At 67.5% G+C, this 13,514-nt stretch carries 15 protein-coding genes; 4 read left to right on the top strand and 11 right to left on the bottom strand.

All coding sequences use genetic code 11. The features are described from left to right. Positions 1 to 1,003, top strand: a 1,003-nt coding sequence (locus tag RMO40_RS17155; protein WP_309724047.1) for a TIM barrel protein, incomplete at its 5' end; no start/stop codon positions are given. Beyond that, on the top strand, positions 1,000 to 2,166 hold the full coding sequence (locus RMO40_RS17150; RefSeq protein WP_309724045.1) for a Gfo/Idh/MocA family oxidoreductase: 1,167 nt from the start codon (positions 1,000 to 1,002) through the stop codon (positions 2,164 to 2,166). The genes RMO40_RS17155 and RMO40_RS17150, both read left to right, overlap by 4 nt. 9 nt (positions 2,167 to 2,175) lie before the next feature. Here RMO40_RS17150 and RMO40_RS17145 read toward each other — a convergent pair whose 3' ends face one another. From RMO40_RS17145 to RMO40_RS17130, 4 genes are read right to left on the bottom strand one after another with little or no spacing between them, the layout of a single operon-like run. After that, the gene (locus tag RMO40_RS17145) at positions 2,176 to 2,751 is read right to left on the bottom strand and encodes a DUF3617 family protein (protein ID WP_309724043.1); all 576 of its coding nucleotides are present in this window, start codon (positions 2,749 to 2,751) and stop codon (positions 2,176 to 2,178) included. Positions 2,752 to 2,780: 29 nt separating this feature from the next. After that, entirely contained in the window at positions 2,781 to 3,287 is a 507-nt protein-coding gene (locus RMO40_RS17140) for a TPM domain-containing protein (RefSeq protein ID WP_309724039.1), read from the bottom strand. Between the two features lies 1 nt (position 3,288). Next, on the bottom strand, positions 3,289 to 4,164 hold the full coding sequence (locus RMO40_RS17135; protein WP_309724037.1) for a TPM domain-containing protein: 876 nt from the start codon (positions 4,162 to 4,164) through the stop codon (positions 3,289 to 3,291). Between the two features lie 21 nt (positions 4,165 to 4,185). Next, positions 4,186 to 4,794: a LemA family protein gene (locus RMO40_RS17130; RefSeq protein ID WP_309724035.1), complete on the bottom strand. Its 609-nt coding sequence runs from the start codon at positions 4,792 to 4,794 to the stop codon at positions 4,186 to 4,188. Between the two features lie 98 nt (positions 4,795 to 4,892). On the opposite strand from RMO40_RS17130, the gene RMO40_RS17125 reads away from it, so the two are divergent. Continuing rightward, on the top strand, positions 4,893 to 5,681 hold the full coding sequence (locus RMO40_RS17125) for a hypothetical protein (RefSeq protein ID WP_309724033.1): 789 nt from the start codon (positions 4,893 to 4,895) through the stop codon (positions 5,679 to 5,681). Here the strand turns inward: RMO40_RS17125 and RMO40_RS17120 are convergent. Genes RMO40_RS17120 through RMO40_RS17105 form a run of 4 tightly spaced genes read right to left on the bottom strand, consistent with a single transcriptional unit; the run spans position 5,632 to position 10,333 of the window. Beyond that, positions 5,632 to 6,921 carry a transglycosylase domain-containing protein gene (locus RMO40_RS17120; RefSeq protein WP_309724030.1) on the bottom strand — a complete coding sequence of 430 codons (1,290 nt, stop codon included), beginning with the start codon at positions 6,919 to 6,921 and terminating at the stop codon, positions 5,632 to 5,634. The two genes, RMO40_RS17125 and RMO40_RS17120, sit on opposite strands and share 50 nt — an antisense overlap. Further along, the gene (locus RMO40_RS17115; protein WP_309724027.1) at positions 6,918 to 7,445 is read right to left on the bottom strand and encodes a hypothetical protein; all 528 of its coding nucleotides are present in this window, start codon (positions 7,443 to 7,445) and stop codon (positions 6,918 to 6,920) included. Before RMO40_RS17115 ends, RMO40_RS17120 begins: the two co-directional genes overlap by 4 nt. Further along, the gene (gene xrtQ / locus RMO40_RS17110; protein WP_309724025.1) at positions 7,432 to 8,274 is read right to left on the bottom strand and encodes an exosortase Q; all 843 of its coding nucleotides are present in this window, start codon (positions 8,272 to 8,274) and stop codon (positions 7,432 to 7,434) included. The genes RMO40_RS17115 and xrtQ overlap by 14 nt, the downstream gene beginning before the upstream one ends. Positions 8,275 to 8,278: 4 nt before the next feature. Further along, positions 8,279 to 10,333: a VIT domain-containing protein gene (locus RMO40_RS17105; protein ID WP_309724023.1), complete on the bottom strand. Its 2,055-nt coding sequence runs from the start codon at positions 10,331 to 10,333 to the stop codon at positions 8,279 to 8,281. 185 nt (positions 10,334 to 10,518) lie between these two features. On the opposite strand from RMO40_RS17105, the gene RMO40_RS17100 reads away from it, so the two are divergent. Next, a complete protein-coding gene (locus tag RMO40_RS17100) occupies positions 10,519 to 10,740 on the top strand; it encodes a DUF1161 domain-containing protein (RefSeq protein WP_309724021.1) in 222 nt (73 codons plus the stop codon). Positions 10,741 to 10,749: 9 nt separating this feature from the next. Here RMO40_RS17100 and creC read toward each other — a convergent pair whose 3' ends face one another. From creC to RMO40_RS17085, 3 genes are all read right to left on the bottom strand, one after another. Continuing rightward, positions 10,750 to 12,183: a two-component system sensor histidine kinase CreC gene (gene creC / locus RMO40_RS17095; RefSeq protein ID WP_309724019.1), complete on the bottom strand. Its 1,434-nt coding sequence runs from the start codon at positions 12,181 to 12,183 to the stop codon at positions 10,750 to 10,752. Then, positions 12,180 to 12,881: a two-component system response regulator CreB gene (gene creB / locus RMO40_RS17090; protein WP_309724017.1), complete on the bottom strand. Its 702-nt coding sequence runs from the start codon at positions 12,879 to 12,881 to the stop codon at positions 12,180 to 12,182. The genes creC and creB overlap by 4 nt, the downstream gene beginning before the upstream one ends. Continuing rightward, positions 12,878 to 13,514: pyridoxal-phosphate dependent enzyme (locus tag RMO40_RS17085; protein ID WP_309724015.1), on the bottom strand; the 637-nt coding region annotated here is incomplete at its 5' end. The genes creB and RMO40_RS17085, both read right to left, overlap by 4 nt.

Raw genomic sequence — 13,514 nt, 5'->3', positions numbered from 1 at the left:
ACCCATCACCCTCTTCAGCGGCCAATGGGCCGACCTGCCGCTGGCCGAGCTCGCGCCGCTGGCCAAGCGCATGGGCTACGACGGCCTCGAGCTCGCCTGCGGTGGCGACCACTTCAATGTGCAGCAGGCCCTGTCCGATTCGACCTATGTGAAGCGCAAGCGCGAGCAACTGGCCGATACCGGCCTGCAATGTTTTGCCATCGCCAACCACCTGGTGGGCCAGGCGGTGTGCGACCTGATCGACGAACGCCACCAAGCCATCCTGCCCGACCATGTGTGGGGCGACGGCGACCCCGAGGGTGTGCGCCAGCGCGCGGCCCGCGAGATGCAAGACACCGCGCGCGCGGCCGAAGCCTTCGGCGTGAAGACCGTCACCGGCTTCACCGGCTCGTCGATCTGGCATGCGGTGTACGCCTTCCCGCCCACCTCGCAGGCGTACTGGGACAAGGGCTACGACGACTTTGGCCTGCGCTGGGCACCCATCCTGCGCGCCTTTGAAGAACACGACGTGAACTTCGCGCTCGAGGTGCATCCGACCGAGATCGCGTTCGACATCGCGAGCAGCCAGCGTGCACTCATCGCGGTGCACAACCACCCATGCTTCGGCTTCAACTTTGATCCCAGCCACCTCGCCTACCAGGGCGTGGACTACGTGCAGTTCCTGCGCCGCTTCCCCGAGCGCATCTACAACGCCCACATGAAAGACGTGTGGTGGGGCAAGGGCGACGGCAGCGTGGGCGTGTTCGGTGGCCACACCAGCTTTGGCGACGCGCGGCGCTTCTGGGATTTCCGCAGCGTGGGCCGCGGCATGATCGATTTCGAATCCATCATCGTCGCGCTGAACGACATCGGCTACGCCGGCCCGTTGAGCGTGGAGTGGGAAGACAGCCGCATGGACCGCATCCACGGCGCAACAGAGAGCGCCGCGTTTTGCCGGCGGCTCGATTTCAAACCGGCAGCCGGCGCCTTCGACGCCGCCTTTGCCAAGAAGGCTTCGACATGAGCGACGCTTGCACACGACCCTTGCGCTACGCCATGGTCGGCGGCGGGCGCGGCGCGTTCATCGGCTCGGTACACCGCCAGGCGATGGCGCTCGACGGGCAGATGCGCTTCGTCTCCGCCGCCTTGTCGTCGCAGCCCGAGAAGGCACTCGCCTCGGGGCGCGACCTCGGCCTGCCCGACGCGCGCAACCACGCCAGCTGGCAGGCGCTGCTCGCCGACGAACTGAAGCGCCCGGCCGACGAGCGCATTCACTTCGTCTCGATCGTCACGCCCAACGACCTGCACTACCCCGTCGCCAAGGCCTTCACCGAAGCCGGAATCCACGTGGTGTGCGACAAGCCACTGGTGCACACCAGCGCGCAAGCCGATGACTTGTTGCAGGCCGCGGCGCGTGCCGGCACGGTGTTCGGCGTGACGCACAACTACACCGGCTACCCGATGGTGCGCGAGGCGCGTGCGCTGGTGCAGGCCGGCGTCATCGGCAACATCCACAAGGTGGTGGTCGAGTACCACCAAGGCTGGCTCGCACCGCAGCTCACCACCGGCGACACCGGCGACGCCTGGCGCACCGACCCCGCACGCAGCGGGCCGGGCGGCGCGCTGTCCGACGTGGGCACCCATGCCGAAAACCTGCTCAGCACCGTCACCGGCCTCAAGATCGACAGCCTGTGCGCCGACCTCACCGCCTTCATCCCCGGCCGCCGGCTCGATGACGACGCGAGCGTGCTGCTGCGCTTCAGCAACGGCGCGCGTGGTGTGCTGATGGCCTCGCAGGTAGAGACGGGTTGCGAGAACGACATCCGCCTGCGTGTGTTTGGCAGCCTCGGTGCGCTCGATTGGCGGCAAGAAGACCCGAACCACCTGGTGCACTCGCCCGTCGATGGCGCGCGGCGCATCCTCACACGCGGCTCACCGGGCTTGAGCGCCGCAGCCAAAAACGCCACCCGCTTGCCGGCCGGTCATCCCGAGGCTTTCATCGAGGCCTTTGCCAACATCTACCTGGGCGTGGCGGCCGACATCCGCGCCCGGCAGGCCGGTGTGGCAGCCGACCCGCTGCAGGCCGATTACCCGACGCTGGCCGATGGCGTGCGCGGGGTGCGCTTCGTTGAGAAGGTGATCGAGTCGGCCGCCAGCGGCAACAAGTGGACGGCCATGGCCGATTGACGTCGCTACTCAGGGCTTGGCAGCGGGCTTCGCAGGCGGCGGCTTGATCTGCAGCGGCTTCAGGTCGCCGCAGTCGGCGCCGAGCCACTTGGCCTTGAGCGTCATCTTGGTGACGTGCGTCTTGCCCTGCATCGTCATGTTGGTGCTGCTCTTCACGGTGTAGCTCTCCGGCCCGGTGAAGGCCGCTTCGCCTTCGGTCACCGAAGGCGGCTGGCTGCAGGTGGATTTCCACTTCCACTGGCTGCTGCTGCGCGTCGTGAAATCGGTCTTGCAGGCGCCTTGCTCGCCTTGCCACTTGCCCTGGTCGAGCGACTCGCGCGTCTGGCACATCTTCATCTGCCCCGGCGGGCCGCTCATGTCGATGCCGTGCTGCTTCATGCTCGCTTCCATGCGCTGGCGCATGGCGGGCGACATGCCCTTGAGATGCTCGCCGAGATCGGGCGCCTTCTGGCCGTCGGTCTCGCGCTCGCTCTGCACTTGCCACAGGCCGGGCTTGATCGGTGGCGCGGTCTGGGCTTGAGCAGCCGCGCTGAGGGCCAGCAAGCCCAGCAACGAGAGAGGGTGAAGAAGCGAAGCGTTCGTCATCAAAATCTCCTGGGCAAAAGTGCAAGGCCCTACTGGATCACAGGCGCGTCGGGCAGCTCATTGGGATTTGCCACATGGTCTTCGACCGGGAAATGCTGGTCCAGCAAGGCACTCACTGCGTCGACCGCCGCGTTCAGGCCTTCTTCGTAGCGGCCAGCCTTGAACGCCGTGCCCATGTGGGTGGTGAGCGCCTGCCACTGGGCAGCCTCGACCTGCCGGCTCAAGCCCCGGTCGGCCACGATCTCGATGGCGTGCTCGGCCAGCAGCAGGTAGATGAGCACGCCGTTGTTGTGCTCGGTGTCCCAGACACGCAGCTTGCCAAACATCGTGATGGCACGCTGCCGCGCCGTGGCGCCACGCCACAGGTAAGACAGCGGCAGACCGGCTTCGACGCAGATGCGGATCTCGCCGCTGTGCGCTCGCTCGCTGGCCGTCACACGCGCCTGCAGGCGCTCCAGGGTGCCGGGCCCGAGCGCGCGGCGGGCATCGCCCTCGTCGAGCAGGCGGTGTTTGAGGATGCGAAGCAAAGCGTTCATGTCACCAGTCTCCCGACGCGCCACCGCCACCAAAATCGCCGCCACCGCCGGAGCTGAAGCCGCCTCCACCACCGCCGCCAAACCCACCCCCGCCTCCACCGCCACCCCAGATGATGGGCATGCCGCCCCCACTGCGGCGCGAACCGAGGCCGAACACGCCCACCAGCACCAGGGCGATCAGGCCGGCGCCGCCGGCGATCAGCGCACTGGTGGTCAAGAACCAGCCCAGACCGCCCCCCGCACCGGCAGTCGCCACCGAGCCGAGCTTGCGGCCCAGCATGCCGGTGAGCACCGCGCCAATCACGGGCACCGCCACCAAGAAGAAGATCCCCATGTCTTCGAGGTTGAAGCCAGGGTTGCTGCGCTTGGCGCTGGTGCCTTGCGTGGGTTCGGGCAGGCCTTCGGTGCCGATGCGCGCGGCCAGGCGGTCGACCGCGGCGTTCAGGCCGCCAGCGTAGTCACCGGCGCGAAAGGCCGGCGTGATGCGGTCGGTGATGATCTGCCGCGCTGCCAGGTCGGGGATCGCACCTTCGAGTGCCTTGGCCACCTCGATGCGCACCTTGCGGTCTTCTTTGGCGACCACGATCAGCAGGCCATCGCCCACCTCTTTGCGGCCGATCTTCCAGGCCTCGCCCACACGCTGGGCATACACCGCGATGTCTTCAGGCTGGGTCGTCGCGACGATCAGCACCACCAGCTGCGAGCCACGCTCGCGCTCGATGGCCTCCAGCTTGCCGCCGAGGGCCTGCGCCTGCGCCGGGGTGAGCGTGCCGGTCGCATCGACCACGCGGCCAGAGAGCGGCGGCACCGGCTGCACGTCTTGCGCCTGCAGCGGCGCCATCCACAGCGCCGCCAGCAGAACCAGGAACCAACGCATCGCGCGCTCTTTCACGCGCTTTTACTTGGCAGCCGGTTTGTCGAAGTCGACCTTCGGCGGGGTGGAGATCTCGGCCTCGTTCTGCACCGTGAAGCTGGGCTTGGGCGCGTAGCCGAAGACCTTGCCGGTGAGGTTGGTCGGGAAGCTGCGCGCCAGCACGTTGTACTCGGCCACCGCCTTGATGTAGCGGTTGCGCGCCACGGTGATGCGGTTCTCGGTGCCTTCGAGTTGCACGCGCAGATCCTGGAAGCCCTGGTTGGCCTTCAGGTTGGGGTAGTTCTCGGTGACGACCAGCAGGCGGCTCAGCGCGCCGCTCAGCTCGCCCTGCGCCTTTTGAAACTTGTCAAAGGCCGCGGGGTTGTTGACCAGCTCCGGCGTGGCCTGGATGCTGGTGGCCTTGGCACGCGCCTCCACCACCTTGGTGAGCGTCTCCTGCTCGAAGTTGGCCTCGCCCTTCACGGTGGAGACGATGTTGGGGATGAGGTCGGCGCGGCGCTGGTACTGGTTGAGCACCTCGGACCAGGCGGCCTTGGTCTGCTCGTCCAGGCGCTGGAAATCGTTGTAACCACAACCGGCGAGGCCGAACGTAGCGGCAATAGCGAAGGCGGCAAGCCAGAGTCTGCGAAGCATCGTGTGTCCTTTCGACCAAGTGGGCGGGGTGCATGCTACCCCGGGCTCCATGTGCGGTGATGACGGCGCAATTCAAGAGCAGGGTGATACTGCCCGCCATGTCCTTGATCCAAGAAGCCCTGCGCGCCGGCCACTCACCGGCCCCCCAGCGCCGCGCGGTCGGCCCGCGCGTGCTGGTGGTGGGCGGGGCCGGCGCCTTGGGTTCGGCCGTGCTGGAGCAGTTGCTCGCGGCGCGCCACTTTGCGCAGGTGAGCGTGCGCGTCAACCAGCCGGTGCAGGCCGCGCTGCGCGACCTGGTGCCGGTGATGTGGGACGACGACACCGTGGTGGCCACGCCCGATCACACCGCCGTGGTGGTGTTCGACCGCGAGCGTGGCGTAAATGGGCGCGAAGAGGCTTTTTTCAAACCCCAGCCCGAGCAACTGCCCTCACTCGCTGCAAGCTTGTTCGCGCGCGGGGTGCGCCACCTGCTGGTGGTGATGCCGCACTCACAAGGCGGTTTGCCCGACGCCTTGAAGCGCGGCCTCGCGAGCCTCGACGAGCACACGGTCGCCACGCTCGGCTTCGAGCACCTGGTGTTCATGCGTTCGGCGCAGGCCCCGAGCGAACAGCAGCACAGCCACCCGGCGCAACGGCTGGCGCACTGGATGCTGTCGCAGCTGCAAATGATGGTGCCGCAACGCGAGCGCCCGGTGCGCGCATCGAAGGTGGCCGAGTTCGCCGCGCAACTGGCGGCGCAGCTGCCGGGCTCACCACCCGGCACCCGCGTGGTGCCGCCGGAGCTGGTGTGGGCGGCCGCGCAAACCAGCCATGTCCGCGCGCTCGCCACACGCTGGCTCAACGACCCGCCGCCGCCTGAGACGCCGCCACCCCCATCGCGGCTTTGAGCGCTTGGCGCGGCGGTGACCAGCGCGCCGCCGCTTTCACCAAGGCATCCCGCTCGCGCCGCGCGACCGGTCGCAACTGGTCGGCGACCCAGGCCACACGCTCCACGTTCACCTGGCCGTCGCGCGCAAGTTGCGCAAGCTCACGGTCGGGGTTGTGCAAGAGCGTGGCCAGCCACACCGCTTCCATCGGTAACAACTCGCTGACCGGCTTGTGGAGGTAGTGCCGCGCGGCAGCGTGGGCGCCGCACTGCCCGTCGCCCCACGGCGCCATCGCGAGGTAAAGGTTCAGCACCCGCGCCTTGCCGAGCGTGCGGTCGAGCTCGACGGCATAGAGCAGCTCGCGCAGCTTGCGCCCGTGGCTGCGCTTGTCGCCGGTGTAGACCAGCTTGGCCAACTGCTGCGACACCGTGCTGGCGCCATGCAGCGCCTCACCCCCGCGCTGGTTGCTGGCCCAGGCCGACATGATCTCGTTCAGGTCGAAGCCGGCGTGCTCGTGAAAGCGCTGGTCTTCGGCAGCAATCACTGCGCGCGGCAGCCAGGTGCCGAAGTCACCCGCTTCACCGCATGCCGGCTGCGCATGCAACAAGGCTTCGGTGCCGAGGCCACTCACATGCAAGCCATCGACGCGCGGCTTGAGCGTGAACTCGTGCGAGGGCAAACGCCACTGCGCCTTGAGGTTCAGGCGGCCTTCGACACGCGCACGTTCCAACTCGGGCAGCTCGCGGCGAAACAGCGCAAACGCGCGCTGCACCGGCTCGTCGGTCACGCTGAAATTCAACACCAGCTGCTGCCGCTCGATGCGCGAAGCCCAGCGCCCTTGCAGCGCCTGCGGTGCGTCGCCGATGGCGAAGGTGCCTTGCAGCTTCATCGCCATGTCGGGCACCACGGTCACCTCGATGCGCGACATATGCACCGGCTCACGCCCCAGCTCACCCAGGCGCAGAGTGCAAGGTGCGCACACCGCACGCCAGGTGTTGGGCGCATTGACGGCCTGCCAGTGCACCGTGCCATACGGTGTGTTGAAACTGCGGCCTTCGAGCAGGCGCAGCGTGATCGGGTGGCTGGCCACCTGCAGCGCCGCCGGCACGCTGATCTCGCGCGACAGTGGGCCGAAGCGCACGGTGTGCGTCCAGTCGCCCGGCGCGGGCGCAAGCGAACGCAACACCACCGCCACCACCAGCGCCACGCTGAGCAACACGCCCAACATCAAGCCGAGAAAAATCTTGACCCACTTGTTCATAAGGCTCTCGCTGTGGTGATGGCCTGCCACGGCCCGCTCGACTGGCCCAGCTGCGCCGCCCAGAACCAACTCGATGTGTCGGTGAACGTGTCACCCCGCGCATCGACGATGCGTTCGCACACCCGATGCCGTTGACCAGCACGCTCGGCGATGAAGCAGCGCCACAGGCGCTGTTGGGCATCGCGCTCCAGCTGCGCTTGTTGGATGCGGTAGCCCAGGCCGCGGTAACAGTCGGCCGCCGGGTGCAGCATGCGGGTGGGCTGGCGCACCTGGCGCAGCACCACGACCTGCTCACCGTCGGTGAGGCGGGCGATGTGGCCCGGGAAGCGCGCTGCAAAGCGCATCTCAACGGCACTCAGCGCGAGCGGCCGCAGAGCGTTGCCCTCCCACACCGTCGGCCACTCGGGAGATTGCGTGTTCGCAGCCTCGCCAGCCACCGAACGCTGCGCCAAGGGCGCGAGCGCGCACCCCATCAACAGCGCAGCCCACATCGCCTTGCCGACCCAGCCTTCAAACACGCGCATCAGCGCCTCCACGCACCACCGCCACCACGGCAGCACACACCATCACCAACACCACCAGCCCCACCCCTTGGTGCACCGCTTCGGACACCTGCTCGTGCTGCGCCTCCAGCGCCACCAGCACGCTGTTGCGCAGCACATTGCCGGCGAGCACCAGCAGACCGACCCACGGCAAACGCGCCAGCAGCTGACGATCGCGCAAGCCACTGAACGCTGCCACCGCGCAAGCGCAGAAGTACGCCATCCACACCATCTGCACGCCCGAGCACGGGGCGTCGACGATGATCAAACGCCCCTGCACCGTCATCGAGTTGCCGCTGCGCTCGGCCGCCATGCCGACCCCTTGCAGCAGCCAGGTGCTCAGCTGCGCCGTCACCAACCGCAACGGGTAACCCGCATAAAACTGCAAGGACGACACCACCGGCAGCGCAAGCACCGCCAGCCCCGCCATCGGCAACACCGCATGGCCCGAGGGCATGAACGAGCGCAGGCCAGCCGCCATGGCGAGCGCAGCCAGCAGCGCACCGACCAGCGGTGGCAGGTGAAAGCTCGCCAACGTGGCAGCCAGCGTGGCACCCATCGCCGCGATCAACCAAGCGGGTTTGGGCGAGGCACGCAACTGAGGCTCCAACCTCCACACCACCACCGCCAAGGTGGCCAGTGCGGCGAGGCCCAGCGGGTCATCCGACCCGTCGGCCACACGTGCGGCGGCCCAGCGCCAGTGCGGCCACAGCGCCGCCGCCTGCAACGCCAGCCACGCCAGAGGCGACATGGCTTCAACGCGACCCAGCCAACGGCCGGCCGGGTGGGTGGAGATGACCACAGCGCTCATGGACTCACCCGCGACGGCGACGCGACCACACGGTGGCCAGCACGATGCCGATCACCAACAACAACGACAGCCACACCGCCGGCTCCGGCGTGCTCGGCACCTCGGCACCGATCGCTGCATTGCTCACGCCCTCGGGCATCGGCGAAGGCTGGTCCACGCTGGGCATCAGCGCCGGGTTGGCGTTGCGCACCTTCTGATCCACCGCGATGAAGCTGGTGTACTGCGTGAGCAGGCCGTAGTTCAGGCCCAGCGTGGTGATCGCCGCCTTTTGCGTGCTGCCACCTTCCAGTGCTTCCTGGTCGCTCAAGGCCGCGATGCGATGGCGGGCCCACAGGTGGCGCAGTGCCGATGCGTTGGGGTCTTCACGGCCGCTGGTGGCCAGCTCGTTGCGGTACTGGCCGTCGGCGGCGCGGCCTTCGATGATCAGCTTGCCCTGGATCAGCGCACCCGCATCACCACGCCATTTGCCAAACAGCACCACCGGTCGGCCACCCAGCACGTCGGGCAACTGCGCCGGCTCCACGTCATAGACGTCGAGGCCTTCAAAGCGGGCCTTCACCTGCGTGAGCACCGGCGCTTCGATGATCTTGCGCAGGCGATCGGCCTGGGCCGCGGCCTGGTCGGGCTTGGTGACGATGAACGCCTCACCCTGGCCGGCGCGCGCCATGCCTTCGATCAGGTGGCGGTTGACGCTGCTGCCAATGCCGAAGGCAAACAGATTGGCCTGATTCAGGTTTTGGCGGATCAGCTGGAACACATCGGCCTCGACGCTCACATAACCGTCGGTCACCACGATGATGCTGCGCGACACCTCGTCGGCCTTCGGGAGCGCGACCACCCGCTTGATGGCCGGCACGATCTCGGTGCTGCCACTGCCACCCATGGCGTTGATGGTTTTGATCGCCTGCTCGATGTTGGCGCGCGTGGCCGGCACCGAGGTCGGCGAGAGCATTCGATTGCTGCCCGAGAACAGCAGCACGTTGAAGGTGTCGCTGGCGCGCAGGCCGCCGATGAGGTTGCGCAACAGCAGCTTGGAGGTTTCCAGCGGGTAGCCGTGCATCGAGCCCGAGATGTCGACCACGAAGATGTAGTCACGCGGGTTGATCTGTTTGTTGGCCACCACCTTGGGCGGCTCGACCATCGCCAGGAAGAAGTTCTCGCCACCGTCGTCGGCGCCACGGAACAGCATCAGCCCCGACTCGATTCGCTCACCCGCGAGGCGGTAGTGGAGGATGAAATCGCGGTTGTTGGCGGGCTTGTCTGAAATCTTCAGCGACACGGCGGCATGCTGCGTACCGGCGCCATCGACCATCACGTCGTGCGAGGGCGAGCCGATCTCCTTCACCGCCACCGGCGTGGCCAGCGTGACGCGGATGTTGAACGCGGCGGCCGAAGCTTCGCCACTCTTCAGGTAGGCGCCACCAATCGCGTTGCCATTGGAGGCCGCACGGTCCGGGCTGTTGTAGCGCGGGCCGACCACGGTGGGGAACACAAAGCCGTAGATCGCATCCCGCGGCGTCAGCAGCTCGGTGTAGCGCAGCTCCACCGCCACGTCGTCACCGGGCAGGATGTTGGCCACGTTCATCTCGAAAATGTTGGGGCGCTGCTGCTCCAGCAAGGCAGTGGTCTTGCCCTCGGCCTTCGCGGCCTGGTATTCGATGCGCGCTTGTTGTTTTTCCTTGATGCGCGCGGTGAGCAGGCGATCGCCCAGGCGCACGGTCATCGCATGCACCGCGGCCTGCGTGGAGCCCGGGAAGATGTAGCGCGCTTCGATCGGTCGCTGGCCTTCGTTGCGGTAGTGCTGGGTCACGGTCACGTCGGCGATCACGCCGACGATGCGCACCTCGACCTGGGTCGACTTGAGCGGCAGGCGGTCGGTGCCGGGTTCGCGGCTGTTGACGGCGAAGTACGGGCTCTCGCCCTGGCGCGCCTCGGAGTCGTCGGCATGCGCGGGCGACCAGAACAACATCAGCACGGCGGAGAACAGCGCGAGTGCGACACACCACAGCACGCGGCCGGTGCTGGTGAGTGGGTTGAAGGGGACGATCGGGCGAGGCATGACAGGTTCTCCTTGGCGCTGCCGTCACCAACACGGTGGGCATGGCAACAAGGATCGGGCGCCGGTGAGAAGCGCGTTTGAAGCCTGAGGGGCGCTGTGTGAAGCCTGTATGAACTCGTTCGCCTGGTCGATACTGGCGGCGCTTCACCCCCCCGTTTCACATACAACACCTGAGGAGACCCGAGATGAAAGTGTTTGCCCTGTCCTGCGCCCTGCTGCTGGCCGCCAGCCCCGTGTTCGCCAAGTCCTGCGACGAACTCAAGACCGAGATCGCCGCCAAGCTCGACGCCAAGAGCGTCACCGGCTACACGCTGGAGGTCGTGGCCAACGACCAGGTGGGTGAGCGCAAGGTGGTGGGCAGCTGCGAGGGCGGAGCCAAGAAGATCGTCTACACCAAGGGCAAGTGAGCGCCCGAGCTACTTGTTGAGCGGCAACGACAGGGTGGCGATCGCGCCTCCCTCGTCCGCGTTGCGCAAGGTGACGCGGCCTTCGTGCAGCCCGGCGATCTCCTTGACGAAGGGGAGGCCGAGGCCGGTGCTCTTCTTGCGCGTCTGCGGGCGGGCCAGCGAGTAGAACTTTTCGAACACCTTGTCTTCGGCGTAGTCGGGGATGCCGGGGCCCTGGTCGCGCACCGTCAGGTCCACGCTGTGGCGGTGCCGCTTCAGTGCGAGCGTCACGGTGCCACCGGGGGGTGAAAAATCGAGTGCGTTGTCGATCAGGTTGGACAGCGCGCGTTGCAGCAAGAAGGCGTCGCCCTCGACCGTGGCCTCGCCCTCCCCCGCCTCCAGCACGATGTGCAAACCGCGCGCTTCGGCGGCGGGCTGGGCGCTCGTGGCAAGCTCCTGCAGCAGGGTGCGCAGAGCCACCGGCGCGGTGGCGTCGAGGCTGCGGCGCGATTCGAGCGCGGTCAGCTCCATCATGCGGTCGACCAGCTCCTGGATTCGCAGGGTCTCGCGCGCGATGTTGGCCACAAACCGCGCGCGGTCGGCATCGGGCATGGGCTCTTGCAGCAGCTCGGCCGCACCGCGAATGGCCGAGAGCGGGCTTTTCACTTCGTGCGTCAACGTCTGCACGTAGTCGGCCACGTAGCTGCGGCCGGCCAGCGCATCACGCATCTCGTCGAACGCCGCACGTGCGGCACCGAGCGCACGCCGGCTCAGGCGCGGCAGGCTGAACGAGCGCTGCGCCCGCACATACCGCGCGTAGTCGGCAAACACGCCGAAGGGCCGCACCAGCCACACCGACACGATCACCACCAGCAGCAACACGGCCACCACCGAGATGGTGCCCACCAGCAAGGTCTTGCGCCGCGCGGCCTGCACAAACTGGCCGAAGCTCTGCACCGGCTTGCCGACACTCACGGCGCCGATGATTTGGTCGGCCACACGAATGGGCACCGCCACGTACATCACCGAGGTGCCAGGGTCGTTGTCCACATCGGGCGAGGTGCGGGCGCCGTATTCGCCCCGCAGCGCACGCTTCACGTCGCGCCACTCCGAGTGGTCGGCACCGAGGGCGCGGTTGGTCGAGTCGAACACCACCTGGCCGCCCCGGTCGAGCACGGTGAGGCGCAGCTCGACACGGGTTTTTTCGAAGCCGTAGATGTCGGCCTTGAAACGCTTGGCATACAGCGCCTGGAACACCGGGCCCAGCGCATCGGGCTGCAGCGTGCCGTCACGTGACACCCCTTCGACCAGGGTGGCCAGCAGCTGCGCTGTCTCGACCAGCGACTCTTCAGCCGACTCGCGGTAGCGCGGGTCGATCTCTTCGAGCTGGCGGTACATCAAGAGGCTCACCCCGACCACATAGGCCAGCAGGATGCCGACGAAGATGCGTGTTCGCTTGGTCACACCGGCAAAGCGGGTGGCAGGTCTTCAGCCAGCGCATAGCCGCTGCCGCGGTGCGTGCGGATCGGCTCCAGCGTGGGCGCGACGAGTTTCATCTTCGCGCGCAGCGTTTTCACATGGGCGTCGACCGTGCGGTCGAGGCTGTCGGAGTCGTCCCACACCTTGTCGAGCAAGGTGTCGCGCGAGAACACATGGCCAGGGCGCGAGGCGAGCGTCTGCAAGAGCCCGAACTCGTAGCGCGACAGCTCCAGCAACGCGCCGTAGAAGCGGATCTGCCGTTTGCCTTCGTCCACCACCAGCGGCAGTGCAGGCGCCGCCGGCGGTGGTGCGGGCGGCTTGGCGCTGCGCCGCAAGATGGAGCGCACCCGCGCCACCAGCTCGCGTGGCGAAAACGGTTTGGCCACGTAGTCGTCGGCGCCCAGCTCCAGGCCGACCACGCGGTCGATCTCGTCGCTGCGGGCGGTGAGAAAAACCACCGGCACATCGCTGAACTCACGCAGGCGCTTGAACACCTCGAAGCCGCTGGTGTCGGGCAGGCCCACGTCGAGGATCACCAGGGCCGGCGGCTGGGCCTTGACCTGCGCCAAAGCCTCTTCGCCGGTGGCGACCCAGGCCGGGTCGAAGCCCTCCGTGCGCAACGCGTACTGCAGGGTGTCCGCGATGCCGGGCTCGTCTTCGACGATCAGGACGCGCGGCTTCATTCCGCCGGCAAAAAGCCTTCGATGGAGAGATACCGCTCGCCGGTGTCGTAGTTGAACCCCAGCACCGTCGCGCCCTTGGGCATGTCAGGCAGCTTCTGCGCGATCGCCGCCAGCGTGGCACCCGACGAGATGCCGACCAGGAGCCCTTCTTCACGCGCCGAGCGGCGGGCGTATTCGCGTGCCGCTTCGGCCTCGACCTGGATCACGCCGTCGAGCAGGTCCACATGCAGGTTCTTCGGGATGAACCCTGCGCCAATGCCCTGGATCGGGTGCGGGCTCGGCTTGCCGCCGCTGATGACGGGCGAGGCACTCGGCTCCACCGCAAACACCTTCAGCTTGGGCCACATGGCTTTCAGTACCTTGGCGCAGCCGGTGATGTGGCCGCCGGTGCCCACGCCGGTGATCAGCGCCTCGATGCCGCTCGGGAAGGCGGCTGCGTTCTCTTGCGCCGTGGTGCGCACGTGCACGTCGATGTTGGCCGGGTTGTCGAACTGCTGTGGCATCCAGCCGCCCGGGGTTTCGGCGACCAGTTCGGTGGCTTTGGCAATGGCGCCGTTCATGCCCTTCTCGCGCGGGGTCAGCACGAAGCTCGCGCCGTAGGCCAGCATCAGGCGGCGGCGCTCGATGCTCATG

Origin of the sequence: Rhizobacter sp., assembly GCF_031412075.1 — a bacterium.
In the GTDB taxonomy this organism is placed as follows: Bacteria; Pseudomonadota; Gammaproteobacteria; order Burkholderiales; family Burkholderiaceae_C; genus Rhizobacter.
The sequence above is the reverse complement of the archived record's forward strand: the minus strand, read 5'-3'. Positions and strand labels throughout refer to the sequence as shown.

Excerpts from the sequence above, each read along its gene's own strand:
- RMO40_RS17150 (WP_309724045.1), top strand. The coding sequence starts at position 1,000 with ATGAGCGACGCTTGCACACGACCCTTGCGCTACGCCATGGTCGGCGGC.
- RMO40_RS17145 (WP_309724043.1), bottom strand. The coding sequence starts at position 2,751 with ATGACGAACGCTTCGCTTCTTCACCCTCTCTCGTTGCTGGGCTTGCTG.
- RMO40_RS17140 (WP_309724039.1), bottom strand. The coding sequence starts at position 3,287 with ATGAACGCTTTGCTTCGCATCCTCAAACACCGCCTGCTCGACGAGGGC.
- RMO40_RS17135 (WP_309724037.1), bottom strand. The coding sequence starts at position 4,164 with ATGCGTTGGTTCCTGGTTCTGCTGGCGGCGCTGTGGATGGCGCCGCTG.
- RMO40_RS17130 (WP_309724035.1), bottom strand. The coding sequence starts at position 4,794 with ATGCTTCGCAGACTCTGGCTTGCCGCCTTCGCTATTGCCGCTACGTTC.
- RMO40_RS17125 (WP_309724033.1), top strand. The coding sequence starts at position 4,893 with ATGTCCTTGATCCAAGAAGCCCTGCGCGCCGGCCACTCACCGGCCCCC.
- RMO40_RS17120 (WP_309724030.1), bottom strand. The coding sequence starts at position 6,921 with ATGAACAAGTGGGTCAAGATTTTTCTCGGCTTGATGTTGGGCGTGTTG.
- RMO40_RS17115 (WP_309724027.1), bottom strand. The coding sequence starts at position 7,445 with ATGCGCGTGTTTGAAGGCTGGGTCGGCAAGGCGATGTGGGCTGCGCTG.
- xrtQ (WP_309724025.1), bottom strand. The coding sequence starts at position 8,274 with ATGAGCGCTGTGGTCATCTCCACCCACCCGGCCGGCCGTTGGCTGGGT.
- RMO40_RS17105 (WP_309724023.1), bottom strand. The coding sequence starts at position 10,333 with ATGCCTCGCCCGATCGTCCCCTTCAACCCACTCACCAGCACCGGCCGC.
- RMO40_RS17100 (WP_309724021.1), top strand. The coding sequence starts at position 10,519 with ATGAAAGTGTTTGCCCTGTCCTGCGCCCTGCTGCTGGCCGCCAGCCCC.
- creB (WP_309724017.1), bottom strand. The coding sequence starts at position 12,881 with ATGAAGCCGCGCGTCCTGATCGTCGAAGACGAGCCCGGCATCGCGGAC.